The organism is Legionella sp. W05-934-2, from assembly GCF_964199965.1.
In the GTDB taxonomy this organism is placed as follows: Bacteria; Pseudomonadota; Gammaproteobacteria; order Legionellales; family Legionellaceae; genus JAFIFT01.
This window is the reverse complement of the sequence record NZ_CAXMZT010000001.1, coordinates 1-25,642: the sequence shown is the minus strand read 5'-3', so window position 1 is coordinate 25,642 and position 25,642 is coordinate 1. Positions and strand designations below refer to the sequence as shown.

Here is a 25,642-nt window from a genome sequence, read left to right as displayed (position 1 = left end):
ATGTACTTAGGACATTTATCTGGAATCACCTACAACGGCACCCCGGTCTTATGGTGCAAAAATGACAACGGCACATACCAGTGTCTTTTTACCACATATCATAATAATCAGCAAACAGAAATACCAAATAAAGAACAGGGTGATATCAAGAAACTGATAAGCCAACGGCTCAATATTCCCGCTGATGAAATCAGCAAGGAGACATGCTTTAATGCAGATTCATTAAATGATAACGACACAAAATTTATCCCTTTTATACAACTACCAAAAAATGATGCCGCCTCTAGCGGCTCACAAATATCTTCCTTCAATAGTCAAAGTGCCAAATCAGAAAGTTCAAATAACCTTAATCAATCCAGTGCTCGTTCACGAGGCCAACAAACCCCTAATTCAAGTGCTGTACCTGGACTATTTCGAAAAGGTCCCACTGAAAAAACCATTAGTCTAGAAAATATTGTGACGGAACCATCCGATATTCGTGTCACAACTTGCTTTGATGACAGTTTTATTAAAAACAATCAAAAGTTATACGATAAAACCAGGTCGTTTCCAATTTTAAGAGAAGCTCATGTCTCTTCATTATTATCCATGGAGACATCAGACTGGATATTGCGCATTAGACAACATCAATCGCAAATTCTAGACAATATAGTCAGCAATACCATCGCCAAAGCATGTGAAGGGAAGCTAACAATCAGTGGCCCTGTAAAAGCATTTCTCAATAGGGCTATTGTTCGCATCATGAATGATAATTTGTATTCCAACGAACCAACCCAATATGAGCGCTATCCACACAATCCGTTTCAAACTAAAAAAGCCTTTGAGCACGCCCTTCAGAAGGCTTGCCTCACCTATGCATCGAATAACACATTATTTTTGCAGTTTCTAATTGATGATACGATGGAACCGAATGTTCTGTCTGATAACGAAATTGTTCAAAAAGCCATGACCTTTATGCGAATGTATGTCCAAGAAAATCCCATCACGATTCTTAATCTTAAAGCTCAACTTGAAGAGCTTGTGAAACTATCGATGATGGCAGGTTTATTAGAGCGTATTAGAAAGCTAATCCAGCTTCAGGCACCGGGTGGGGTCAAAAAGCCAAATAGTGAAGAACAACTTCTTTTAGACAGCTACCTGTTAACAGAGGTTATAAAACCGTCCAAACATCGCTATGACCAAGCGCAATTAACCATCGATTTATCGGTAATCAGAGAGTTGATTGAATTTATCAATGCTCTGCAACCTGGATTTGAGAACCACTCAGCACGTAGCTTACAATCCGCTAGTGAAAATCAAAGTTATACATTCTATTCATGTCAAAAAACGTTGTTCAGCCTTACCAGAAATTACTTCAAAGATGATGAGTCGGCACAAAACCAAGTGGATATTCTCTATAAAGCAATCATTGAACAAATAAACGATGCGAACAAGGGAAATAATGCTCATTGGGTCGCCGGAACATTAACGACGAATGCAGATAGTGATTTCTTTCTTGTGTTGGACGCTTATAAGGCGTTAATAACAAGCTTTGAAGAAAAGCTTCCAGTACACTCTTCACGAGATAACAAACGGCAAAACCTGTTAATTAAAGATCAAGAAGCCAGTGACATCGCAAAGTTCTTTATCCAAAAATATGACGAGCGTAACCTCATTAAGCGAGAGGAATCGCCTTCAGTTAAAACTTACTAAGGGAACAATTTAGCTAGGCGAGTTGTTTTAATGCGTCTCGTATTAATTGCTCGCTGCTCTTATTGCCGTCATCGACTGAACGAGCCACACGGCTAGCTTCAGCTGGTTTATAGCCCAATGCAATTAATGCAGCGATCGCTTCATCAATCTGCCGTGGGGCAGGCATTGAACTCGATTGACAAGCCTTTTCAGTGCTTGTCCAATCCTTGACAGCGTCCTTTAATTCGATGAGTAGTCGCTCGGCTGTTTTCTTGCCAATGCCTGGAAATCGCGTTAAAGAATGACTATCGCCCTGACGGACTGTTTGCACAAACTCATCCGGGGTCACTGACGATAAAATGGATAACGCAAGCTTTGGACCAACACCATTGACCTTAATCAGGGTTCGAAATAGCGTGCGCTCTTGCTTTTGATAAAACCCAAATAAAAGCAATGCATCTTCACGAACAACCGTATGAATAAAAAAACCGACGGGATTTTGCAACGATTCAACCTGGAAATAGGTATTCAGTGATGTTTCAACGTCATAACCAACGCCATTCACATCAACAACTAGCCGTCCCGGGATGGATTTGTCTAAAATATCACCTTTTAACCAGCCTATCATCGCTTTGCTCTCCTTCGTCTACGGCTATACTGTGAAATGGCCGGCGGACTTGATATATGATGGCAGTGGCAAATAGCTGCCGCTAATGCGTCGCCAGCATCTGCTTGTGGTACGATATTTAAATTTAAAATATGCCTAACCATATGATTAACTTGCGTTTTATCCGCCCCACCATGTCCAACCAGCGCTTGTTTAATTTCCCGTGGGGAGTATTCACTCACAGCCAATCGATGCGATGCAGCCGCGACCATCGCCACACCACGAGCATGGCCCAATTTTAGTGCTGCACTCGCATTTTGGTGCATAAAAACTTGCTCAATTGCAACTTGCACAGGTTGATGGGTTTCAAGTAACTGGCAGATTGCATTAAAGATGACTAAGAGTCTTTGGCTAAGTTCACCATCACCTGTTCGTATACACCCGCTATCAATATAACTTAATTGCCTACCTTGCTGATTTACCAGGCCATAACCTGTGATCCGTGAGCCTGGATCAATCCCTAAAATAATGGTCATGCGAAAATACGCTTAAGTAATATTATTCATACATACTATCGGGTAAAACAGCATTTGAATAGATCTTTTGAACATCGTCTAGATCCTCCAACATATCATAAAGCTTGGCGAACGTTTCCGCAGCCTCGCCATCTAACGCTACTTCCGTTTGTGCTCTCATGGTTAATGTATTATTCGCAACGATTAGGTTATTTTCCTCTAACGAGGCTAACATCTGATGGTAATTATCCTCTGAAGTGATAATCTCAACAAAGCCATTTTCAACATAAACATCTTCAGCCCCCGCTTCAATGGCAACTTCCATGGCTTTTTCTTCATCATTAATCGGTTCGAGGGATATTTCCCCTTGATTGGTAAACATATAGGCAACCGAGCCATCTGTCCCCAAATTACCGCCGAACTTGGTAAACGCATGCCTGACTTCAGATACCGTCCTATTTTTATTATCGGTTAAACAATCAACAATGATTGCCACTCCTTGAGGACCATACCCTTCATAGCGCAGTTCCATCATGTTTTCACCTTCTAGCCCGCCTGCACCTCGCTTGATTGCATTTTCAATGGTGTCACGTTTCATATTTTGCTTAAGTGCTTTGGATATGGCATCACGTAAGCGTGGATTGGTTGTTTCATCTTCCCCCCCCATTCTTGCCGCAACCGTGATTTCACGTATCAATTTAGTAAATATTTTGCCACGTTTAGCATCTTGTGCACCTTTACGGAATCGAATATTTGCCCATTTACTATGGCCAGCCATGATTATTCCTCATTGTAGGTATTTTAAAATTTGCTCTTTTCATCGTCTAACAAGCGCTGTGAAACGGAATCAGAAATCTGTCGTGCAGGCCCGGATGAGAATACCACAGAATTATAGCGCTTTTTAAACTTGCTTCAACTACTATACCCGTGATCATTAAAAATGCGAGGATTTATGCACCTCTATTTTCTGATTCTGCTCAACGTTAAAACACGCTATGACTCGTTTCTTTGAGTGATTTTTAAAATTCAGAAAGGACAAAAGAAAAAGTAGAAACCTTGCATTTTGAATTATCACGGGTATATATTATCGATATGCTCTAGGATAAGTGATTCATGGGACTTTCCCTAAAAGACTCGCCTTTTGGATTATCTTGTTAGAAATAAAAGCAATAAAGGAAACAAACATGTTATTTGGCTTTGGCAATATTCATCAAAGTGAAGCGGTAAAAGGTATCCTCCCTAAAACCCAGAACTCCCCTCAAACCCTCCCTTATAATCTTTATGCCGAACAATTAAATGGATCAGCCTTTACCCGTGATAGGAAAGACACGCTTTATACTTGGGTATATCGACGACTGCCATCGGTTGTAAGGCCTGATTTCGAACCGCGAGAGTTTATAGGTCAATCGAAACCTTGCTTAAACTATAAACCCAACCCCATGCGATGGAGTCCTGTCAATTACCTAGAAAATCAAACGTCAGATTTTATTGATAGCCTGCGGCAAATAGCTTGCAATGAACATAGCCATGTTTATTTATATGATTGCAATCAAAGCATGGATGGCCATTATTTTGCGGATCTCGATGGCGAATTGCTTTTTATCCCCTTTGAAGGCCAGATTTTACTAAAAACAGAGCTCGGGGAGCTAGATCTAGCACCCGGTCAAATTGCCGTGATACCGCGAGGCATGTATTGGAAAATGGAACTGACGTCAGATAAAACAAAGGGTTATCTTTGTGAAAATCGGGGATTACCATTCCAATTGCCCGAACTAGGGGTTATCGGCGTCAATGGCCTAGCCCATCCAAACCATTTTGTTTACCCCGAAGCAAGCTATGAGCCTGAACCTTCTTCACCGGTTACCATAGTCATTAAACATGGGGATCAATTATGGACGGGTCGTCATGCGCATACCCCGCTGAATGTCATCGCCTGGCGTGGTAATTATGCCCCTTATCGTTATGATTTAAATTTATTTAATACCATTAATACAGTCAGCTATGACCATATCGACCCATCAATTTTCACGGTTTTGACAAGCCCTTCTCATACACCAGGCGTCGCAGCCATTGATTTTGTGATTTTCCCACACCGGTGGATGGTTGCAGAACATAGCTTCCGCCCGCCCTATTTTCATCGAAACATCATGAGTGAATTGATGGGATTAGTTCATGGTCAATATGATGCAAAGCAAGAGGGGTTTTCTCCTGGTGGATTTAGTATCCACAACGCGATGATACCCCATGGACCTGATAAAGTATCAACGGATAACGCCCTGGTTGAGAACTTAGAGCCTATGTATTTTGATAAAGGGTTAGCTTTCATGTTAGAAAGTAATCTTGCATGGTCTCCAAGCGAATGGGCAATGGGGCTTTCGCAATACCAACGTGATTATGTCCAATGTTGGCAAGGGATAACGCCAGGAGAACTGTAAAGGAGGCACAATGGAAAGTGTGATACCGGTCGAAGACAAAGCAGCCCTTTCTAGGATAGAGCAGTACCATCAAGCGCACTATTATGAGCAGTTAACAGATTGTGTCGCCTGCCTATTCGGTCAGAATTTCACCAACATGGAAACCAAAGTATGGTGCGAACAAATGCGCCTTCTCTACCAGCTCAATGATTCTTTTTTAGAAGAATACGTTAACAAACTGCAAAAAAAGGACGAAGGCGGATTCTTACAAACGGTGCTTGGTGGAACAGTTAGTTTTTTTGGTGGCCTTGTTAATAAAGTTCAGGATTTTTTACCCTTTAGTATCGGACGGTTAGTGTTTACCGCCCCCGTTATTGATTCGTTTAAATTTGTGAGTCAAGTCAGCGATGTGGTTTTTGATTTCAATATTAAGCAATCGATTACTCGTTTTTTAGTGAATCAATTCAAATTTGACAACAATCAAGGCCAATCAGAAGCAGAACTAGCCGTCAATAAGTCATTGGAAGCAAACCGCTCGTTAGCTGAAAAAATCATCGATACAAGCCAAACTCTGTCAAAGAATCTACTTAAATTGTTTATGTTTCGTGAGATGTTATTGAAAGGTAAAATTACCAATGATACCAAAGAGCAATCGGTTCGGGAGTCCTTTATTAAACAGTCAGGGCTCGAGAAGGAAAAAAAAGATAAGATTGTCGCCATTGTAGAGGTGTATTTTATTCAACAACTCAACCTTCTTTTTGAGCAAAGTTTCAAAGAGCTATTCGAGTTTCAGCAACATCTAATTGTTGGTGAACAAAATGACTTTGATCGTTGGTTAGGCCGATTATTTGAGTCTTCTGAATCAAGACAGGTATTTTCACGACAAATTCAAATACAGTTTTTGCAAGCAACACGTGATTTTTTTGTGCAAAAGAAAAATGAACGAAGCATTTTAGGGAATCACCCCTACTTATTTTCCATCGCTATCGGCCTAATGGTCGCTATGCTGGTTATTTCAATCATTTCATTATTTGGGCTTGGCTTATCTACTTTAACTTTATTAGCCTCAGGGGTATCCGCTTTTGCAATCGTCATGACCGCCGCATTGTTAATGATTACAAAACTCGATAGCATTTATTATTTGCGAAATCCTGAACAACGCGAACACATTCAACGAAACACGGATATCCTTAATCAAAACATCACTCATATTAATCAAACAATCGAAAACACGAAACACACAGCAAAAGGAGAACTTGATTGGTTGGAACAGTTTCAAACAATCAATGCAACGTTATTTGATCATAAGCATGTTATTTATGGCTATCATGAAGCATGGGTACGAGAGTTTGCTTCAAGGTATCGACATGCCAAGGTCATTTCAAGTGACTTAAAGGAGAAAATTGTCAAATTAATCGATCTGAGTAACAGTCAGAGCAATAAGCTATTCGACGCATTTACACGCGACAAATCTCATACTTGGAAGGAATATCTTACCGACACAAAATCGTTTCTCGAACACCCTGCCCACCAAAAAGCAATCAATGCTTTTGAATTGAGATTAAAAATTCGCGAGCAGGTGCTTCATATTGTATCAAAATTGAGATATATCCCCACTGAATTAAGTCAGTTTTATACCCAAACATTAAAAGGCCAAGCAGCAGACTTGGTCTATATTCAACAAATTCATCGATGGAATGAGCTTCCTTACCAACAGCTCTGCCGTAGTGCCAAAAGTTTGTACCACAATAAAGAAGCATCCATCATGGAGCCAATGCGTTTTCTAGGGGATCCTGATTATCGAAAACTATTACAACTCCCTACCCTAACTAACCAAAACAATATCAAACCGTATGATATATCCACCTATTTACGCAATAGCCTTCACTTTTTACTCAGCTTGAACCAGCCTATCAAACCGGGTTTGGGTCTTGACCCGTTAAGACAAATGTTTATTCCCACCAATGAATATTTTCTGTATCGAATGATGCTGTTTAGGCAACTCGCAAAGATATATTTCAAAGATAACTCGCCCGACAATCAAAACAACCGCCTATTCATTGAAGATTTTGTAAAACGTTTTTTCAACATTTCAGCAAAGGAAGTTTTTGATGATATTCTTAATGAAGCGTATTACCTACCAACAAACGCCATCTCTCCGACGATTGAAATAGATGGGCAAACGTATATTACTGAACAACTTAACTACACCATGCAATCTCTCACACTGGATATCGCCTGTCATCAGACCCCTCTTACACCGCACCATATCCTGAGTTGTTATAGCCAAGATTATAAAGAAGCAATCGAAGCGAAAGACCCGGTAAAACTCATTGCTTTAAATATTAATCAGAATGACCTTTCGGTGCAACAAAGTGAAACATTTGAAAATTACATAAACAAGTTAATTAATGATACGCAAGGGTTTATTCAATACCTAAAACATAACTCGGCCCCTAAATCCTATATCGACTGCTATCAATTCAACGTCATTGACCAGCTCATTCAATTGCAAATCGATATTATCGTTGCGACGAATAAAGCAGGTGCCAATAGCCATAACTATCCGCTTGTCAATCTTTGGCGTCGAATCGATGATTATTTAAGCAATCAACCTTACCGAATACACCATCACTCGGGTTTGTATCGTTTATTAGATTTATTTCGACAAAGCCCTAAATCAATCTATCCATTTCTGCTTCCAAAAAAACAAATGATTGAATATAAAGAAAGTATTAAAGAATTATTGATTTTAGGTGAAACGAAACCACAAAAACCCTCGATGTTTGCAAGCGTTCCAGTGTCTGCAACCACCCACTCGGAAGCACCTAAGGTTAAAATTCTTTAAAATTGGACTGGTTTTTATGCGTAAATCACTTTATTCTAATGCATGATTTCATCGGGTTAGGAGACATAACCCGACAATAGGGAACTTCCCTATTAAAGGCTAACTAAATTTAATCTAGAATAGGAGTGTGTCATTGAATGATTCATCCTTTCCCCTCATTCAGTATTTGAATGAACATGGTGAAGTGGTTCGTGAGCTTCCTCAATTTGCCCATGATAAAGCAACGCTGACGAAGCTTTATAAAATTATGAGCCATACCCGTCTCTTTGATAAAAAAGCAATTGCCTTACAAAGAACTGGAAAAATGGGCACCTATGCACCTATCAATGGCCAAGAGGCCATTGGTACAGCCATTGGCTATTTAATGCAGGCGGAGGATGTATTTGTCCCCTACTATCGCGATTATGCCTGCCAGTTTCAACGTGGCGTTTCCATGACCAATATCCTTTCCTATTGGGGAGGGGATGAAAGAGGCAGTGATTTTGAAAATAATTCGCATGATTTGCCTATTTGTGTTCCCATTGCATCGCAGTTCCTGCATGCTGCTGGCGTTGCTTTTGCTTTAAAATATCGAAAAAAACCGCAAGTTGCAGTTGCCTGCATTGGTGATGGCGGCACATCAGAAGGGGATTTTTACGAAGCGCTGAATGTCGCTGGGGCTTGGAATTTGCCAGTGGTTTTCGTTGTTAATAATAATCAGTGGGCAATTTCTGTCCCGCTAAGCCAACAAACTTGTTGTGAAACAATCGCTCAAAAGAGCGTCGCTGCTGGGATTGAAGGACATCGCATCGATGGAAATGATATCATCGCCTGCACTCAAGTGATTGGTCAAGCCATTGAGAAAGCCAGAAGTGGCGGAGGACCATCCTTAATTGAAGCGGTGAGTTATCGTTTATCCGACCATACAACAGCGGATGATGCCACGCGCTATCAACCAGCTGATGACGTATCAAAAGCTGAAAAACGTGAACCCCTTCATCGGGTGCAAATGTTTTTAAAACAATACCATCAATGGCAAGATGCCGATGAAAATTCAATCGTTGATGAGGGTAAGCAACTTGTTCAAGAAGCAGTCGACGCCTATCTCTCGATGTCGCCTCAACCTGTGACATCCATTTTTGATTATCATTTCGCGCAAATGCCGGACTATTTGAAAGAGCAACGTGAGATGGCGATGGAGGAAGTGACCCATGGCTAACATAACGCTTATTGAAGCCGTCACCATGGCTTTAGCCCATGAAATGGCGAAAGATGATAGCATTGTTGTTTTTGGAGAGGATGTTGGAAAAAATGGGGGCGTTTTCCGTGCCACCCAAGGACTGCAAGAAAAATTTGGCGAACACCGTGTGTTTGATTCGCCCTTAGCAGAATCAATGATAGCGGGTTTATCGGTTGGCATGTCTGTGCAAGGTCTAAAACCGGTTGCAGAATTTCAATTTATGGGTTTCATTTACCCTGCCTACAACCAGATCGTTTCCCATGCCGCAAGAATGCGCAATCGAACGCGCGGGCGTTTACATTGCCCGATTGTCTTTCGAGCTCCCTTTGGAGGCGGTATTCGTGCACCCGAGCATCATTCAGAAAGTACAGAAGCAGTTTTTGCGCATATTCCTGGATTACAAGTTGTTATCCCATCCTCACCACGACGGGCCTATGGGCTATTATTAGCCGCTATTCGTAATGAAGATCCGGTCATATTTCTAGAGCCCAAACGAATTTATCGCCTAGTGAAGCAACCGGTTGAAGATAACGGGGAAGCGCTACCTCTAGGCAAATGCTTTACCTTAAAACAAGGGGATGATGTGACCCTAGTCAGTTGGGGGGCCAGCATTCATGAAACAACCCAAGCAGCCGCTCAACTTGAAGAAGAAGGTATCTCCTGTGAGGTCATCGATGTGGCATCCATTAAGCCACTTGATATGGAAACTATTTTAGAATCCGTTGAAAAAACCGGCCGCTGTGTCATCATCCATGAGGCAGCAAAAACCTGCGGCGTTGGCAGTGAAATTTCAGCCCAAATCGGTGAGCATTGTTTGACTGACCTGCTAGCACCTGTTCAAAGAGTGACTGGTTATGATACGGTTATGCCCTATTTTCAGCTTGAAAAAGAATATATCCCAAGCGTTAAACGCATAAAAGATGCTGTATTAAGCATAATGGAGTAAGGATGAAAGAATTTAAATTACCCGATTTAGGTGAAGGTTTGCCTGATGCAGAAATCCACGAATGGTTCGTTAAAGTAGGTGATGTAGTCAAAGTTGACCAACCACTTGTGTCCATGGAGACAGCAAAAGCGGTTGTTGATGTGCCAAGTCCCCAAGACGGTGTTATAGAAAAACTGTTTGGCCAACCCGGCGATGTCATAAAAACAGGTCAGCCATTAGTTGGATTTACTCAGCAAGTGTCTGAACGAAAAGATCAAGGAACGGTTGTCGGTAATCTTGAAGAACTAGCGGATGTGGGAGAGGATAATTTTATTATCGGCTCTGCTCAAACAAGCAAACGTATAAAAGTTTCCCCCGCAATCAAACTGCTAGCTAAAAAGCTAGGTGTTGACTTAAACAATATCAAAGGCAGTGGCGAGCAAGGCCGAATTACTCGTGAAGATGTTGAGAAAAAACATGCTCAATCACAAACTATACCGGAAGGATTTGAAGCTCTGAAAGGCGTTAGACGAGCCATGCTTGCCAGCATGGAACAATCTCATCAAGAAATTGTGCCTGTTAGCATCTATGACGAAGCGGATATTCATGCCTGGTCTGGCCAACAGGATATTACCGTTCGATTAATTCGTGCGCTAGCCAAAGCCTGTCAAGCAGAGCCAGCATTGAATGCCTGGTATAATACCCAACATAAAGCGCGTCGTTGTTTTGATAAAATGCACCTTGGCATTGCAATGGATAGTGCCGAAGGGCTATTTGTACCGGTTATCACTGATGCGGGCAACCAAACTGATCAAGTCTTACGGGAAACGATCAATCGTTACAAGAAACAAGTCGCTGAACGCAATATTCCTGCAGAAAATTTAAAAGGAGCAACTATCACTCTTTCGAATTTTGGTAAGTTCTCAGGAAAATTCGCCAGTCCAATCATTGTGCCACCCATGGTTGCAATTTTAGCAGTAGGCCGTTTACATGAAGCAGCCATTGCTAAAGATGGGAAAATTAATGCTCATCCTGTATTGCCGTTATCGCTCACATTCGATCACCGCGCAATCACAGGAGGCGAAGCAACAAGGTTTTTAGGTGCTGTGATACAGGCATTGCAGGCGGCCTCTTAGTTTATCCTGAGCGTTTATTAATAGCAGATAGTTGACTTGCATATTGGATTCAAAAGTGATAAATTTGTCATCTTTTAAGACAAATACAAGCAAAAGCGTTCAATCGATCTTGACATTTGGCATGTTCACTGCAAAAGTGGCTAATTGGTGCACTATAATCAGGGAGTTTTTATGAGCAATACCCTTCAACAACATCACTTTAATGCAATTATCTATTATGCAGGTGAAATCTTTGCAATGGAAATGCAATTAGAAGCGGCAAAACAGCACTGTTTGAATACTGAAGATAAGCTTACCTCACAACTATTATCAGAAGATGTCACGGATGTTCTAAATAATCGTAAAGCTATCCGACAAGAAACACGAGATGCCGGTAAACAACTTTCTGAACAATACAATCTGGCACTTCAAAAAGGCCATGAATATCGACTGCTTATCGAAAAAGACTATCTCGACGCGCAAAACACGCTTAGAACGTATTTAACCAATTACGCTCACAAACCGGTGCGAGAGCAAATATATCAATTAATCACCCAAGCGAGAAAAGGCATTCAAACCATCGATTTTGATACCAATCCTTTCTGGATTGATAATAACGCTTATACTTTATTTATTAAGCAATTAGCAAACAGTTTAAACCAAACTTATAACCATACCTATACCTATCAAGAGCCTGTTACCAATCATTTTCTCATGACTTTATTAGCCCATCCATTGGTACGAGGCGGAAACTCCTTGTCACTAATAGGAGGCCTCGCAGCGCTCACGGTAGGTATTCTTGCTACAGCGGGCATCATTACGGGTCTTCCCATTGCAACCGTATCAACGTTAATCACCGCAGGCGCTATTGTTAGTGCTACGGCTATTGCTTTGATAACCTGTAGCTTCTTCCGCCATCGCTCTCCTGATGAGCTCGCAGCCCGAAGTGAAAAAATATCCGTGCCTGGCATGACCAGCCAAACAGTGCAAACAAATCCTTTGCTAGGAACTGCTGCGAACGACGCGAATATCCCAACCGCAGTGCAGGAGACAACACCAAGCGATGAAGAAAGACCAGCAGAAAGCCCATCAACTAGGTGATTAATTTATCTTCCTGTCCCAATGGCTCCATTGGGACAGGTCCAAACCCTTTATGTTTAATTGCTGCCCCTGTTCTACTATTTATCAGATATTATTATAACGTCACTTCAATCATGCCATCCTCGGCAGTATTTTTTACTTGGATTGACAATCCCTTAAGCCGTTTGATAACAACCCCATGAGGAAAGTGGTATTTATTATCCACACCCGAAGAAATAATGGCCATAGTAGGCGACACAGCTTCTAAAAACCGTTGGCTGGAGGAGGTTTTACTGCCATGATGAGGCACCACTAATACATCACTTTTCAATTTGTCCTTGTAATGATTAACCAGATAAGTTTCAGCTTCACGCTCAATGTCTCCAGTTAACAATATTGAATGAGATGGCGATGATATCTTCAACACACACGAGTGATTATTTTTCTCACCGATGAAAGACCTTAAAGGAAGAAACTCAAAATGTATGCCATCCCATGTCCAATCCGAATAGGAATGACAATTGTGCCCACGACGATAATACCTTGGTGAGTCAGATATTAATTGTGCATTGGGAAAAACATGGCTAATGGAATTAAGACCACCACGATGATCTAAGTCTGGGTGCGATACCACAATACTATCTAATTGCCTCAGGGCATAGTATCGAAAAAATGGTAATATGACACTGGTACCAATGTCACCTCCTCCGCCATAAAATTGAAGACCAGTATCATACAGTAATTGATGGTGTTGCGTTGCAATTAAGATAGATAAGCCCTGTCCTACATCAAACACAACAATTTTAGCCTGATTGGCTAAGGGACGTATTTTAACCGGGATAAAACTAACTGCCAAAAGGATAAATGCTGGCAGGAGTAAGGAGCGCTTGGGTACTAGGATTAAGATAAATAACGCCAGTAAAATACCACAAATCTGCCAGATTGATTGCAAAGCAAATTGCCAATTTAATAGCGACATTTTCTGAAAACCGGTTAGGAGAATAATTAATCCTTTCACTAATTGATTAAAAAGCCAATCACCAATGCCTCCACAACCAAAAAACATCATCAGCACTTTGAATAATCCAAGGGGCAATAACACCAAACTGACATAAGGTATTAACACCAAGTTGGCAAGCAATCCATTGTTTGCCTGATAGCTAAAAATATAAAGAGTGAAAGGCATTAACCCAAGCAAACACCCTACCTGCAGCAGCACCATTTTTTTTAAACCTTTGTACTTAATTCGTTGATTGGTTATCAATAAAACAGCCACAGCAATGAATGATAAATAAAATCCAGGCATGACCAAGCAATGCGGTTCAAAAGCGACACAAAGAAATAGCGCAATTTGCCAGGCCTGCCAACTGCTCAGGTATTGATTAGTAAGATACCTTGATAAGAGAGCAGCTGACATAACAACCGAGCGCTGAGCTGGTACCGCAAATCCCGCAATCAAAGCATAAAAAAGCGCACAACCCAGCGCACCGATAGCAGCTAGTCGCTGAGCAGGGAAATAGAGCGTTATTCTCGGTATACTTCGATACAGGTAACTAAAGAGAAAAAAACACAATCCCGTTATCAAGCCGACATGTGCCCCCGAAATGACCATCAAATGGGCTGTCCCAGTATCGCGAAATTGCTTCCATAAGTCAGGGCGAATGTCATTACTAATACCAAGGGTCAAAGCGGCAATTAGCGCTTTTGCATCCCCATCAAGCGAAAGGTTTTGAACGGATTGATAGAGTTTTCCCCTGAGTTTTTCTATGGGGTAGCTATTTTGATTACCCAATACGTTAACAGTGGAAGGCTGAAAGGATCCGAGTCGGTCAATGTGATGAGCCCATGCCCATTGTTGAAAAGAAAATGAGCCTGGGTTCTTCAGATCATGCGGTTTTTTTAACGTTGCTTTCATTGCAACCATATCACCAATCTGTAGAGGTGGACAATGAAAATAACAAGATAGTCTTATTCGGGCAGAAACTTTTTTAAAATCAAGCGATTCTAATTTGATATCCACCACACTTTTCTGTAAAGAATAGTTAGGTACATGGATAATTCTGCCTTTTATTGGGACGTTGCGAATGATACTAGAAGATGGCAGGCCATTTGCGGCAGTGAGCCATTGATGGAATAAAGTGGTACCCATGCCTAAAATGAATAGCAATAAAGTGGGCTTTAATGAGTACTGCCATAGAAGATAGCCTAACAAAAAGTAGGGAATAAAATAGTGTTGAGCAGGCAAAAGCATAGCGCTCCCTGCTATAAACGCGAGTAAAATCATCCATTAAAAAGACTTGCCAAACTAAGCGCTAATCTAAAACATCCTTTTCCTTTTTGCAAGCTTTACCACACATAATCAACAGAAGGTTCTGATACGATTGCCGTTGGTTGTGTTTGTTGATGCAGATTTAATGCATCAACCAATATCTGCAAACGGCTTCTGCCTTGATAATGGTTAATATCCAGCTTATAGGCAATATGAATGGTTTTTGCGTGGTGATTTGGCCATCGGCGCGTATCAACATTAAATGCGATGGCATCAATTACCGATTTGTTGCCAGCGGGCGATAACGACATTTTTAGATGATGTCCCCCAACAATCCGTTGATCCAACAATTCAAATACGCCATCAAAACAAGGTTCCGGAAACTGTTGTCCCCACGGGCCAGAACGCTGTAACAATTGGGCTGTTTCTAGTGTCATCCACTCAGGCAATAATTCACCATCTGTCCAGATCAACCCTCGGCAATCCGATTCATCGATATGCTGGCTAACTACTTGATTAAATGCCGCTTTAAACTGTTCAAATCGTTCTGCCCTAAGACTCAATCCTGCCGCCATTGCATGCCCACCAAATTTGATAATCATATCGGGTGCTTCACGATCGATATCCGCTAATACATCTCGGATATTTAAACCATGAATAGAACGTGCCGATCCTTTTAACTCACCTTCATCCCCACGGGCAAACGCAACAACAGGACGATGGTATTTTTCTTTTATCCGTCCAGCTAAAATGCCAATGACTCCTTGATGCCACTCAGGATCATACATCGCAAGACCAAGTGGTAACTGCCCTGAATTAGCCATGGATTTGCTGAGTTTTTGAATCGTATCAAGGGCTTGTTCTTTCATTGTGAGCTCAATTTGTCTCCGGGTTTGGTTTAATTCATCCAATTGACTGGCTAGCTGATTCGCTTTTTCATCACTACCGGCAAGTAAACAAGCAATCCCTAAAGACATATCATCTAGTCGGCCCGCCGCATTTAATCGAGGTGCAATGGCATAGCCTAAATCGGTTTCTTTAATACGGTCTATATCTCGCCCTGCAATTTTTAATAACGCTTTGATACCTGGCCGACATCGGCCTGCACGAATCCGTTGGAGCCCTTGGTCTACCATGATGCGATTATTTTGATCCAAGGGCACGACATCAGCCACTGTGCCTAATGCAACCAAATCTAATAACTCAGCCATATTAGGCTCTGGAATACCGGCGGATTGAAACCATTCAAGGTTTGCCAAATGCCGACGCAATGCCATCATCACGTAAAAAATAACCCCACAACCAGCAATAGCTTTGCTCGGAAACTCACAATTTGGTTGATTGGGGTTAACAATGGCATACGCATTGGGTAATTGATCGCTCGATAAATGATGATCCGTGATCACAACATCAATGCCATGTTCATTTGCCTTATCCACACCCTCAAAACTTGAAATGCCATTGTCTACCGTGACCAATAAACTTGGCTTTAAAGGTAATGCATGCTCAACAATTTCTGGCGACAACCCATAGCCAAACTCAAAGCGATTAGGAACTAAAAAATTGACAGATTGAGCACCTAAAAGTTTTAGGGCACTAATGGCAATGGATGTAGAAGTCGCTCCATCTGCATCAAAATCCCCTATCACTAGAATGTTTTCATGTGTCATGACTGCTTTAGCGAGTCGCTCAACTGCTTTGTCAATGTTTTTGAGTAAAGCGGGCGATATAAGCATTTTTAAATTATTATCCAGCATGGAAGTCTGGGTGATCCCTCTTGCCAAATAAATGCGATTTAATAAAGGATGTTCGCTAACGGTCGTCATGCCAGCAGTTGGAATCTGTCTTCGCTTAATTCTCATAACGACGTTCTCCTAAGCATCTGCCACCAACGCTTTGCAGGTTGCTGGTAAGTTATATTGTTCCAGGACCAATTACATGAGAATGATCGACAAGCCCTTTCGATTATTGCAAGCGTTTCCTCACAATACTCCGTTAATACTATGAGTTCGGATTCATAGACATTCTTCGCTTCAAAAGGGCTTTTAATGGTCATGTCCGGCCAAATATCTGCCAAACGCATCATATTGGCATCATCCGATATCATCACTTTTTTACTAAGCGATAATTCGCCCTGGCCCCAAAACCAAACCCCATTGACAATTGAAGAAGATTGGGTCATTGGCTGTAATGTATGCAAATACATTTGCGCTTCAGTCATTCTCTTCTGCCATACCATATCGTCACCTAATTGAGCCAGATAGGGCATGAGCGATTTATTATGTAAGTAGGAAGGCGAAAAACTATTGATTAAAACAGGTTCATTCATTTGGCCTAACCATAAGGTAGGGCTATGATAATGAAGCCTTATCCCTTCCTGCTGAAAAAAATCACTTATCTTATCAAAATACCACCGTCCCCTTTCATCATCAAGGTTTAATCGCGGTCCACACTGTGCAATAACGGAATCGTTGTGAGTAGTATGAAAATATACGGGGCTAATAACAACCCAATCACCCAACAGATTATGATACCATTTTAACAGGTCAGACATCGGGGGTTGTTTTGAATCATAGCCCGCACCAATTAATACATTTTCGAGCGGATCGCGCCAATGTTCGACGGAATGAATCGGGGGATGGGGGTGGTTAGACCAAACAATGATGTTTTTATTTTTTTTCATTTGATATAATTTGTTAATTAGTATGGGTGATTTTAGCAAGTAGAACAAATGCCAAATTCATCAACAACCGACAACATTGTTAGTTTGTACTGAAAATCGAAAGATATGCCTACTTAATGATTGCCCACTTTTTTTCTTGCAACTCGGTACAAACAAACTGAAGTCAATTTATAGGTTTTTTCATGCAAATCAATCTAGAACGCCCAGATAGCCACAGCATACAATCATACAGCGATCAGGGGGTTGTCATCAATGATAAAACCTATCGCAGCAGCCTGATCGTTAGCCAACAAACAATTGACGATAATTGGCAACAAACTCATATTCACTTACTCAACGAAGATGATGTTTCCCGGATATTAATATTTAACCCAGAGATCGTCATTATTGGTCATCCAAGTTCGGGTCAATTTCCCAATGATGCCATACGGTTACTTTTTTCTCAGAAAAAGGTTGGCCTAGAGTGCATGGACATTGGGGCAGCTTGCCGAACATTTAACGTGCTATTAAGTGAATTAAGAAATGTCACACTTGCCCTGATTATACCTGCCGCTTAGATTCGATGACATTAGGTACTTGATCTATCTTATTGAGTAACCGGGAGAGCTTAGACAAACCATCGACCTCAACCGTTAAGGTAATTAAGGCTAGATTCTCTTCTTTGTTTGTTTGCGTGTTTAATGAGTATACATTTGCTTTCTCATTGGATAAGACTGCCGTGATGTCTTTAAGCAATCCACTGCGATCAAAAGCCTTGATGCTAATATCAACCACATAGCTTTCACGGGTTTTCTCACCCCAGCTCACTTGAATCAGCCGCCTTTTATATTCCTCAGGCAAATGCAATATGTTAGAGCAATCTTGTCGATGAATGGATACGCCTCTCCCCATCGTGATATAGCCAATCACCGTATCTCCGGGTAACGGCTGACAACATCTGGCCATCGTTGTTAATAAATTGCCGACACCTTCGATTTGTAAATCACCACCGGAAACTTCTGGTTTTACATGCGTTTTGATTATTTCCTGTGGTGGCTTTGACACAATGCTATCAGGTGATAAACGATGCACCACCTGAGAGATTTTCACATCGCCCCTGCCGATGGCAGCCAACAAATCATCCACTCGTTTATAGTTATAAATATCTAATAATTCTTCCAACGCTTCAAATTTAATACCCAGTGCTTTTAATTCTTTATCAACTAATTCGCGGCCTTCCGCTTTGTTTCGATCAAAATCTTGCATACGAAACCAATGAAGCACTTTCGCTTTTGCGCGCGAAGTTCGTAAATAATTTGAATGTGGGCTTAGCCAATCTCGGGATGGTTTGTCTTCTTTACCCGTTAAAACTTCAACTTGGTCCCCTGTTTTTAGTTGGTAAGTTAACGGTACGATTGAACCATTGACTTTCGCACCACGACATCGATGACCAATCATCGTATGCACGTGATATGCAAAATCCAGTGGTGTTGACTTTTGGGGCAAATCGAAAATATCACCGTCGGGTGAGAACACATAAACTCTATCTTCCAAAAACTCTGTTTCGATTGCTTCGGAGACCCCTTTGTTTTTAGCTAAATCACGGTGCCAAGCAAGAACATCACGTAACCATTCAATTTTACGCTCATGACTTTCTTTTTGTTCAGCACCGCCCTCTTTATATTTCCAATGCGCAGCAACACCCATTTCAGCAAGATCATGCATTTCAAACGTCCGAATTTGCACTTCGAAAACACGATCACCTGGGCCAATGACAGCAGTATGGAGGGACTGATAACCATTGGGTTTTCGATTGATAATATAGTCATCAAATTCAGCTGGAATTTGTTGCCAGAGCGAATGCACTAAACTTAAAACCTCATAACATTCCGCTTCGGTATTGACCAACACTCGAACAGCAGTCGCATCATAGATTTCGTCTAAAGAAACATTCTTACGCTCCATCTTACGGTAAATACTATGGATATGCTTAGAACGACCATAGACAGCAAAATGGTGGATATCCAACAGTTGGATTTGCTCATTCAATTCATCCACGATTTTATTAACATATTGATCACGTTCAATTCGCCTTGTTTTTAAACCCTTGGCTATTTCTTTGTATGCCGATGGCTCTAGATAGCGAAAAGCGAGATCTTCCATCTCCCATTTAATGGCCCCGATCCCCAAGCGATTGGCAAGGGGAGCAAAAATTTCCATGGATTCGGAAGCAATTTGGCGGCACATACCTTCAGGCAATTGACCACAATAGCGAAGTATGCAAAGTCGTTCCGCGAGTTTAATTAACACAACCCGGACATCATCAACCATCGCCAGTAACATTTTTCGTGTATTTTCGAGCTGTTGTTGATTTTCAGGGGCTTTATTTAGTATCTGAACATTCGCAATATCGCCCATTTTGTTGATACCATTGACCAGTTTGCAAACGACATGGCCAAGTTGTTCTTCCACAACATCAAGCGATAATTCTGCATAATAGACGCTATCCATAATAATAGCGGTAGCAAGGGTTTCTTGATCCACTTCAAGGTCAGCTAACATATCTGCCATTAATAATCCCTTATGCAAACAGGAAATGCCGATATCCGTGGCTTGATCGCGACCAGCAACTTCACTCAATGCACAAGCATTTTCAATCAACGATATATCTTCGATATACCCTTTTCTTATCAATTTTTTTAACCACAACTGAGTATCAGGTTGATTATCCTTTATCCATTCACATTCTTCTTTTACCTTTACCATGAAATTTACCTCTCAAAAACAGCCATGGATTCAACATGGGAAGTTTGTGGAAACATATCCATAATGCCAGCTTTCACTAATCGGTAGCCCGCTTGGTTAACCAAATAATCGGCATCTCTTGCCAGGGTGGCTGGATTACATGACACATAAACAATGCGGTTTATATTAAGTTTAGAGAGTTGCTTAACAATTTCAAGAGCGCCTGTTCTGGGCGGATCGATTAATGCTTTGTCGATGGGTAGTTTTATCAATTCCACGAGCGCATTTTCCTTGCTAAGATCAGCAGCAAAAAACTGCGCATTTTCAATGTGATTACGTAGACGGTTATGGTTTGCTCTTTCAACCATTGATTCACTGCCTTCTATCCCAATAACCTGTTTTGCTTTTAATGCTAAAGGCAAGGAAAAATTACCAAGTCCGCAAAATAAATCCAATACAACATCATGATCGTTCAAAGCAAGCCATTCAATTGCTTGATCAATCATCTGTTCATTGATAACGGGGTTGATTTGGGTGAAATCAGTTGGGTGAAAATCAAAGGTAATATTATAGCGACTTAAATGGTATTGAAGATAATCTTTATCGTCCTTCGGATAAAACAATGAGACCGTTTCATAATTACCCGGCTGCAGAAATATGCGATAATGATTTTCGTTTGCAAACGACATTAGCAACCGTTGCTCATTGTCCGTTAAGGGCGCTAAATTTCTTAATATCAAGGCCGTTTCATCGTCACCAACAGCCACTTCAATTTGAGCAATGGTGTCTAAATTATCAAACTGATCTAACAACTGCTTAAATTTAACGATATTATCGCCCACCGAGGGGGCTAAAATTCGACATTGTTCAATGTCCGTAATGTATTTGGGTTGTCGCTTCTCACGAAAGCCAACTAATACCCCCCCTTTTTTATGCACGTGTCGTACACTTAATCGTGCTTTATGGCGATAAGACCAAGCCGGTCCGACAATCGGTTCAACCCAAGCTTCGGGCGTTACATGGCCAAAACGAGCTAAGGTATCTGAAAACATCCATTGCTTAAATGCAATTTGTCCGTCGTGTGATAAATGCTGCAATGAGCAACCGCCACAATACTGGTAGTGCTCACATTTAGGTGCAACGCGATTTCCTGCCGGCTCAAGAATATCGACAACATTGGCTTGGTCGAAATCTTTTTTTCGGAAGGTCAATTCATAAAGCACCTTTTCACCTTCAAGCGCACCTTGAATAAATGTGGTTTTCCCTTCCACACGCGCAACACCACGACCCTCATGACTAAATGAATCAATCGTCGTTTCATAAATCGCTTTTTTACTCTTTTTTTCGTTCATAATGGTTGACACAACAAATAGATATATGAAATAGCTAAATAAATTAATTACATGCTAAACTGTTTTATTAAAAAAATGATAAAGTAAACTGAATAATAAAAAATTTAATTTACAAAAAGGATACTCTAATGCGCAAGGATATCACACACGGCTTGTTATTGTCATTGATAGTATTTATAAGCCCTCTGTCTGTCGCAGCCACAAATTATGACGCCTTGATTGAGGAATCATTCAACAACCGAAAAGCCGGCTTTGCCAACCTTGAACACAGAGGTGTTGGTAATCAGGTTATCTTAAAGTGGGGAGACCTACCTCATCCTCATGATAATAATCAAATCCAACTCTCCAATAACCTTATCTTGACCTACGGCGAACTAATCATGTTTGCAGGCGATTTATTTGGTTCTAATGACCGACCAATATCAAACTGCCCCATCGAAAACCGTGAAGCGTGTTTCTATTCCCAATTTCTAAAACTTGATGCGGTGAGTTCAGATACTTACCAAAACGCACTCATTCAAGTACCCGTTTATCGTCAGTATTTTGATCATTTATCCAATCAATTGGAGAATGCAAAACTATCTGGAGAGAGTGAATGGCATTTTTATCACGAACATGGGGCTCAAATCTCAAAGAAATTAAACCGATTGAGCGGTGGGGGCAGTTTTGTCAGCGACTATATCCCGTTTGGGGAATACATTTCCCTAGCAAATGTTAATTACGATCATTTCTACCCCGATGCTCATGTTGCCTACAAAGCAGGCCATCAAGCCGCTTTAAAAGTGGCAATCAAAGCCCACCAAGCCTATAGTAATGGTGATATAACTATCGCCCATTCACTATTGTCCCAGGCCTATGCGATGAATGGTTTTGCCAACCATTTCCTTACAGATGCCATGTCATCGGGCCATTTACGCACCCCAAGAAGAGCAATTGCCGCGCATATATATTTGCCAAAAGCACTCTGTTTGCTTATCGCGAATTTAATGCATGATGAAGATAATCGCACCGGTTTGAATGTCACTAACCAACGCGGCATCAGCTGGCGCGCTTATGGTGATGGTTTTTTAAACACCCCAGATGCAGCTCAACACCTTGGTTTGATTCAACAGATTGTCCAGGAGTCAGCCGATGCGATTTATGCCGCTTTTGAAACAGGCATGATGCCCCAAGCCTTCGAAGAAATGACCCTCCTACCCGATAGCAACAATCTAGAGACGCTCGATAACCACCCTCCTTTATTTAAATGGGAAAATAATCAATTGCTTAAGCGGAAAAATAATTTTGATATCAATGATGATCGCTATACGTCTTGGTGGAGCGGTATTCTCACATTGATTGATTTTAATCGACACAATCCATCATAAACTGTCGAATAAGCAGACGCTCTGGGCGTCTGCTATAAAGTGGAAGTGATTGACATTGTAGTTTGAAAAGATTTTTAATAAACTAAATTAAATCAATAGGAAACGACTTAAGGGACGTTCCCTACTATCCCAAAGTTTGTTTATCTAGGAAAGAAGAATGTATAAAAAAGTGTTGCATGCGACTGATTTAAAAGAAAATCATTTTGATCTTTGTCAAAAGGCTCACCATATTGCTCAAGAGATTGGTGCAAGCTTTCATTTATTACATGTTGTTTCCCCTCCCAACTCATTACAATGGGCACAAAGTTTAGGTTTTGCTGAATTTGACCGCCCCATCCCTGATCAAGCGGAAGCTGTATTAAAAGTTGTTGCAGATGGTCTTAATTTGCCCCATGAAAACCTCCATGTACAAGTCGGATCAATCAAACAAACTATTTTAACGATGATTAAAGAACTTGACTGTGATTTATTGATCATTGGCAGTGATACCCCCGAAGGTGTCCAGACTCTCCTAGGAAGCACAGCCAATGCGTTGATCCATTATGCACCGATTGACGTTCTAACGTTGCGTAGCTAACAAAAGGATACTGCAGGCCGTGCTGGACATTGTTCTGTTATTTGCCGTTTTAGCGGCTACCCTTTTGATGTTTATTTGGGGTTATTATCGCTACGATCTGGTGGCGATCATGAGCCTCATGGCATTAGTCATGTTTGGTATTATCCCTTCCCAGCAAGCCTTCACCGGTTTTGGCAACACAGCTGTCATTACCGTAGCTTGCGTCATGGTTATTACCGCCGCCATTTCGCAAACAGGGTTGGTGGAGCAAATTCAAAAACTACTCATGCCATTCGCTAGCACACCGTCTATCCATATTGGGATTATTTGTATCATAGGCGCTGCCATGTCAGCGTTTATGAATAACGTTGGGGCATTAGCGTTGCTCATGCCGATTGCCATCCAAAGTGCCATTCATGCAAAATTATCACCCTCAAGCATATTAATGCCACTTTCATTTGCTACCGTTTTAGGCGGCATGACCACACGCGTTGGCACACCACCCAATCTTCTTATCTCCTCTTATCGTCAACAAGTGACTGGTAGCCAATTTAGTCTATTTGATTATACACCCGTGGGTTTATCCGTATTAGTTGTTTGCCTTACTTTCATCATTTTGGTTGGTTGGCGCTATATCCCTAAAAGACGTAAAGCGGAAAAGAGCACGGAAGATTTATATCAAATACATAATTACATCAGCGAGGTTTCTATCCCGGAAGATTCCCCTGTCGTGGGCATGTCCAGAACGCAATTAGAACATTTAATAGAAGGGGATTTTTCCATCTTAGGGTTGATTCGAAAACGCAAGAAACGATTAGCCATCCCTTATCATGAAGAATTACTAGCCAATGATGTTCTCATTGTTGAAGCAAGTCATGAGGACTTGAGTGAATTGATTATAAAAGGGAAATTAAAACTTGTGCATGGTGAGATTGTCAAACCCGAAAATCTTCGCGGCGAAGAGATAAACACCACCGAAGCAGTTGTTACCCAAGGTTCGCGATTGGAAGGCCGCTCCTGGCAGAAACTGCGTATTCGCTCAACGCAACAACTCAACTTACTCGCCATTGCCAGAGCGGGTAAATCCATTATGAATCGATTAAACCATGTGAATTTTAACGCGGGTGACGTTTTGTTAATCCAAGGTGAAGAAGATGGATTGCGTGAAAAGGTAGTGAATCTTGGTTTAGTTCCCCTAGCAGAAAGACGCATTGAGGTGGGTTTTAATCGCAGTACGATCATTCCCGTATTATTTTTTATCATCGGTATATTTTTGGCAACCATGCAATGGCTTGCTGTTTCAGCGTCCTTCACACTCGTTGTTATCATGATAGTGATTTTCAACGTCATGCCCATACGGCGAGTATACCAAAGCATTGATTGGTCTATTATTGTTCTTTTAGGGGCATTAATCCCGTTAGGTGATGCATTAAAATCCACAGGTGCTGCGGAATTAATTGGGCGTAATATTATTTTTCTAGCAGGTCCGGATTCAACCATGTTCATTCTTGCTTTGGTCCTGATTATCACGATGACACTGTCAGATCTGATGAATAACGCCGCAACAGCGGTTGTGATGGCGCCAATAGCCATTAATATTGCGCAAACCTTGCATATGAGTGTTGATCCGTTTTTGATGGCCGTGGCCATTGGATCGTCCTGCTCATTTCTGACCCCAATTAGCCATCAAAATAACACCTTAATCATGGGGCCAGGCAGCTATAAATTCTTTGATTATTTATGGCTTGGTGTGCCAGTCGAGATATTAGTGCTTATCACATCCCTTCCAGCGCTTCATTACTTTTGGCTATAAGATCCCCAACGTATCAACAGTTCAAATCAATGGTTAGGTGTGGACTAATTACTAAATAAACGCGATGCTCAACTTTTCACGGAACCAATCGGGCCCGGGCCCGTGAGCGAGCCCGAGCCCGTCCGAGTTCCGTCTAATCTACTTTTTTCGCCATTTTAGTCAACATCATAACAATTCGAGTTAGTAAATCTCTGGTTAAGTGATAATATTCTTCCTGTATAATGTTTAAATGTTTGGATACCTCCAATATCGCTGCGGTTTCTGTAGCAGAACGTTTTGCCATCCGGTAAAATCTACTTTTTTCATTAGTAGAGAACTCGCCTGAGCCTTCAGCAATATTCAGTGATATAGACGTACCAGCCCGTTGAAGTTGATCTGTTAAATAAGCCCTGCCCCGCGGGAAGGCTGAAGTGATTTTATCAATGAATACCACGACCTCAATGGAGGCTTGGTATACATTCAATTTTTCAAAATCGAAATAACT

Annotated in this window: 20 protein-coding genes; 11 read left to right on the top strand and 9 right to left on the bottom strand. The window is 41.3% G+C overall.

The features are described from left to right. On the top strand, positions 1 to 1,692 hold the full coding sequence (locus tag AB3348_RS00100) for a hypothetical protein (protein ID WP_367605484.1): 1,692 nt from the start codon (positions 1 to 3) through the stop codon (positions 1,690 to 1,692). A gap of 13 nt (positions 1,693 to 1,705) precedes the next feature. Here AB3348_RS00100 and ruvA read toward each other — a convergent pair whose 3' ends face one another. The 3 genes from ruvA to AB3348_RS00085 are packed head-to-tail and all read right to left on the bottom strand — an operon-like array spanning position 1,706 to position 3,571. Beyond that, a complete protein-coding gene (ruvA, locus tag AB3348_RS00095) occupies positions 1,706 to 2,299 on the bottom strand; it encodes a Holliday junction branch migration protein RuvA (protein ID WP_367605482.1) in 594 nt (197 codons plus the stop codon). After that, on the bottom strand, positions 2,296 to 2,814 hold the full coding sequence (gene ruvC / locus AB3348_RS00090; protein WP_367605481.1) for a crossover junction endodeoxyribonuclease RuvC: 519 nt from the start codon (positions 2,812 to 2,814) through the stop codon (positions 2,296 to 2,298). Before ruvC ends, ruvA begins: the two co-directional genes overlap by 4 nt. Before the next feature lie 22 nt (positions 2,815 to 2,836). Further along, positions 2,837 to 3,571: a YebC/PmpR family DNA-binding transcriptional regulator gene (locus tag AB3348_RS00085; protein ID WP_367605480.1), complete on the bottom strand. Its 735-nt coding sequence runs from the start codon at positions 3,569 to 3,571 to the stop codon at positions 2,837 to 2,839. 406 nt (positions 3,572 to 3,977) lie between these two features. Here AB3348_RS00085 and AB3348_RS00080 point away from each other — a divergent pair, with 406 nt between their 5' ends. The 6 genes from AB3348_RS00080 (at position 3,978) to AB3348_RS00055 (ending at position 12,415) form a co-directional block, all read left to right on the top strand. Continuing rightward, on the top strand, positions 3,978 to 5,228 hold the full coding sequence (locus AB3348_RS00080; RefSeq protein WP_367605478.1) for a homogentisate 1,2-dioxygenase: 1,251 nt from the start codon (positions 3,978 to 3,980) through the stop codon (positions 5,226 to 5,228). 10 nt (positions 5,229 to 5,238) lie between these two features. Then, positions 5,239 to 8,055, top strand: a complete 2,817-nt coding sequence (locus tag AB3348_RS00075) for a hypothetical protein (protein WP_367605477.1) — start codon at positions 5,239 to 5,241, stop codon at positions 8,053 to 8,055. 133 nt (positions 8,056 to 8,188) lie between these two features. Beyond that, positions 8,189 to 9,253 carry a pyruvate dehydrogenase (acetyl-transferring) E1 component subunit alpha gene (gene pdhA / locus AB3348_RS00070; protein ID WP_367605475.1) on the top strand — a complete coding sequence of 355 codons (1,065 nt, stop codon included), beginning with the start codon at positions 8,189 to 8,191 and terminating at the stop codon, positions 9,251 to 9,253. Next, positions 9,246 to 10,220: an alpha-ketoacid dehydrogenase subunit beta gene (locus AB3348_RS00065; protein WP_367605473.1), complete on the top strand. Its 975-nt coding sequence runs from the start codon at positions 9,246 to 9,248 to the stop codon at positions 10,218 to 10,220. Before pdhA ends, AB3348_RS00065 begins: the two co-directional genes overlap by 8 nt. Positions 10,221 to 10,222: 2 nt before the next feature. Further along, on the top strand, positions 10,223 to 11,335 hold the full coding sequence (locus AB3348_RS00060) for a dihydrolipoamide acetyltransferase family protein (RefSeq protein WP_367605471.1): 1,113 nt from the start codon (positions 10,223 to 10,225) through the stop codon (positions 11,333 to 11,335). Between the two features lie 171 nt (positions 11,336 to 11,506). Then, positions 11,507 to 12,415, top strand: coding sequence for a hypothetical protein (locus AB3348_RS00055; protein ID WP_367605469.1), 909 nt, complete (start codon positions 11,507 to 11,509; stop codon positions 12,413 to 12,415). A 94-nt stretch (positions 12,416 to 12,509) separates the two neighbouring features. On the opposite strand, the gene AB3348_RS00050 is transcribed toward AB3348_RS00055, so the two are convergent. From AB3348_RS00050 to AB3348_RS00040, 3 genes are all read right to left on the bottom strand, one after another. Continuing rightward, a complete protein-coding gene (locus tag AB3348_RS00050; protein WP_367605467.1) occupies positions 12,510 to 14,645 on the bottom strand; it encodes a DNA internalization-related competence protein ComEC/Rec2 in 2,136 nt (711 codons plus the stop codon). A 95-nt stretch (positions 14,646 to 14,740) separates the two neighbouring features. Further along, complete coding sequence (gene recJ, locus AB3348_RS00045; RefSeq protein WP_367605465.1) at positions 14,741 to 16,525, bottom strand: single-stranded-DNA-specific exonuclease RecJ; 1,785 nt, start codon at positions 16,523 to 16,525, stop codon at positions 14,741 to 14,743. Next, complete coding sequence (locus tag AB3348_RS00040) at positions 16,522 to 17,346, bottom strand: hypothetical protein (RefSeq protein WP_367605464.1); 825 nt, start codon at positions 17,344 to 17,346, stop codon at positions 16,522 to 16,524. Before AB3348_RS00040 ends, recJ begins: the two co-directional genes overlap by 4 nt. Before the next feature lie 182 nt (positions 17,347 to 17,528). Here AB3348_RS00040 and AB3348_RS00035 point away from each other — a divergent pair, with 182 nt between their 5' ends. Next, on the top strand, positions 17,529 to 17,903 hold the full coding sequence (locus AB3348_RS00035; RefSeq protein ID WP_367605462.1) for an Mth938-like domain-containing protein: 375 nt from the start codon (positions 17,529 to 17,531) through the stop codon (positions 17,901 to 17,903). Here the strand turns inward: AB3348_RS00035 and relA are convergent. Together relA and rlmD are read right to left on the bottom strand one after the other, a co-directional pair. After that, positions 17,887 to 20,091, bottom strand: coding sequence for a GTP diphosphokinase (relA, locus tag AB3348_RS00030; RefSeq protein ID WP_367605461.1), 2,205 nt, complete (start codon positions 20,089 to 20,091; stop codon positions 17,887 to 17,889). The genes AB3348_RS00035 and relA overlap by 17 nt on opposite strands. A gap of 5 nt (positions 20,092 to 20,096) precedes the next feature. After that, a complete protein-coding gene (rlmD, locus tag AB3348_RS00025) occupies positions 20,097 to 21,422 on the bottom strand; it encodes a 23S rRNA (uracil(1939)-C(5))-methyltransferase RlmD (RefSeq protein WP_367605459.1) in 1,326 nt (441 codons plus the stop codon). Positions 21,423 to 21,550: 128 nt separating this feature from the next. Here rlmD and AB3348_RS00020 point away from each other — a divergent pair, with 128 nt between their 5' ends. The 3 genes from AB3348_RS00020 (at position 21,551) to AB3348_RS00010 (ending at position 25,158) form a co-directional block, all read left to right on the top strand. After that, positions 21,551 to 22,789, top strand: coding sequence for a phospholipase (locus tag AB3348_RS00020; protein ID WP_367605457.1), 1,239 nt, complete (start codon positions 21,551 to 21,553; stop codon positions 22,787 to 22,789). A gap of 157 nt (positions 22,790 to 22,946) precedes the next feature. Next, on the top strand, positions 22,947 to 23,366 hold the full coding sequence (locus AB3348_RS00015; RefSeq protein WP_367605455.1) for a universal stress protein: 420 nt from the start codon (positions 22,947 to 22,949) through the stop codon (positions 23,364 to 23,366). A gap of 19 nt (positions 23,367 to 23,385) precedes the next feature. After that, positions 23,386 to 25,158, top strand: coding sequence for an SLC13 family permease (locus AB3348_RS00010; RefSeq protein ID WP_367605453.1), 1,773 nt, complete (start codon positions 23,386 to 23,388; stop codon positions 25,156 to 25,158). Positions 25,159 to 25,291: 133 nt separating this feature from the next. Here the strand turns inward: AB3348_RS00010 and AB3348_RS00005 are convergent. Then, the coding region (locus AB3348_RS00005; RefSeq protein WP_367605452.1) for a four helix bundle protein at positions 25,292 to 25,642 on the bottom strand (351 nt) is incomplete at its 5' end.

Excerpts from the sequence above, each read along its gene's own strand:
- AB3348_RS00040 (WP_367605464.1), bottom strand. The coding sequence starts at position 17,346 with ATGAAAAAAAATAAAAACATCATTGTTTGGTCTAACCACCCCCATCCC.
- recJ (WP_367605465.1), bottom strand. The coding sequence starts at position 16,525 with ATGAGAATTAAGCGAAGACAGATTCCAACTGCTGGCATGACGACCGTT.
- ruvA (WP_367605482.1), bottom strand. The coding sequence starts at position 2,299 with ATGATAGGCTGGTTAAAAGGTGATATTTTAGACAAATCCATCCCGGGA.
- rlmD (WP_367605459.1), bottom strand. The coding sequence starts at position 21,422 with ATGAACGAAAAAAAGAGTAAAAAAGCGATTTATGAAACGACGATTGAT.
- AB3348_RS00015 (WP_367605455.1), top strand. The coding sequence starts at position 22,947 with ATGTATAAAAAAGTGTTGCATGCGACTGATTTAAAAGAAAATCATTTT.
- AB3348_RS00100 (WP_367605484.1), top strand. The coding sequence starts at position 1 with ATGTACTTAGGACATTTATCTGGAATCACCTACAACGGCACCCCGGTC.
- AB3348_RS00035 (WP_367605462.1), top strand. The coding sequence starts at position 17,529 with ATGCAAATCAATCTAGAACGCCCAGATAGCCACAGCATACAATCATAC.
- AB3348_RS00085 (WP_367605480.1), bottom strand. The coding sequence starts at position 3,571 with ATGGCTGGCCATAGTAAATGGGCAAATATTCGATTCCGTAAAGGTGCA.
- AB3348_RS00055 (WP_367605469.1), top strand. The coding sequence starts at position 11,507 with ATGAGCAATACCCTTCAACAACATCACTTTAATGCAATTATCTATTAT.
- AB3348_RS00050 (WP_367605467.1), bottom strand. The coding sequence starts at position 14,645 with ATGCTTTTGCCTGCTCAACACTATTTTATTCCCTACTTTTTGTTAGGC.
- relA (WP_367605461.1), bottom strand. The coding sequence starts at position 20,091 with ATGGTAAAGGTAAAAGAAGAATGTGAATGGATAAAGGATAATCAACCT.
- AB3348_RS00065 (WP_367605473.1), top strand. The coding sequence starts at position 9,246 with ATGGCTAACATAACGCTTATTGAAGCCGTCACCATGGCTTTAGCCCAT.
- AB3348_RS00080 (WP_367605478.1), top strand. The coding sequence starts at position 3,978 with ATGTTATTTGGCTTTGGCAATATTCATCAAAGTGAAGCGGTAAAAGGT.
- AB3348_RS00075 (WP_367605477.1), top strand. The coding sequence starts at position 5,239 with ATGGAAAGTGTGATACCGGTCGAAGACAAAGCAGCCCTTTCTAGGATA.
- AB3348_RS00020 (WP_367605457.1), top strand. The coding sequence starts at position 21,551 with ATGCGCAAGGATATCACACACGGCTTGTTATTGTCATTGATAGTATTT.
- ruvC (WP_367605481.1), bottom strand. The coding sequence starts at position 2,814 with ATGACCATTATTTTAGGGATTGATCCAGGCTCACGGATCACAGGTTAT.
- AB3348_RS00060 (WP_367605471.1), top strand. The coding sequence starts at position 10,223 with ATGAAAGAATTTAAATTACCCGATTTAGGTGAAGGTTTGCCTGATGCA.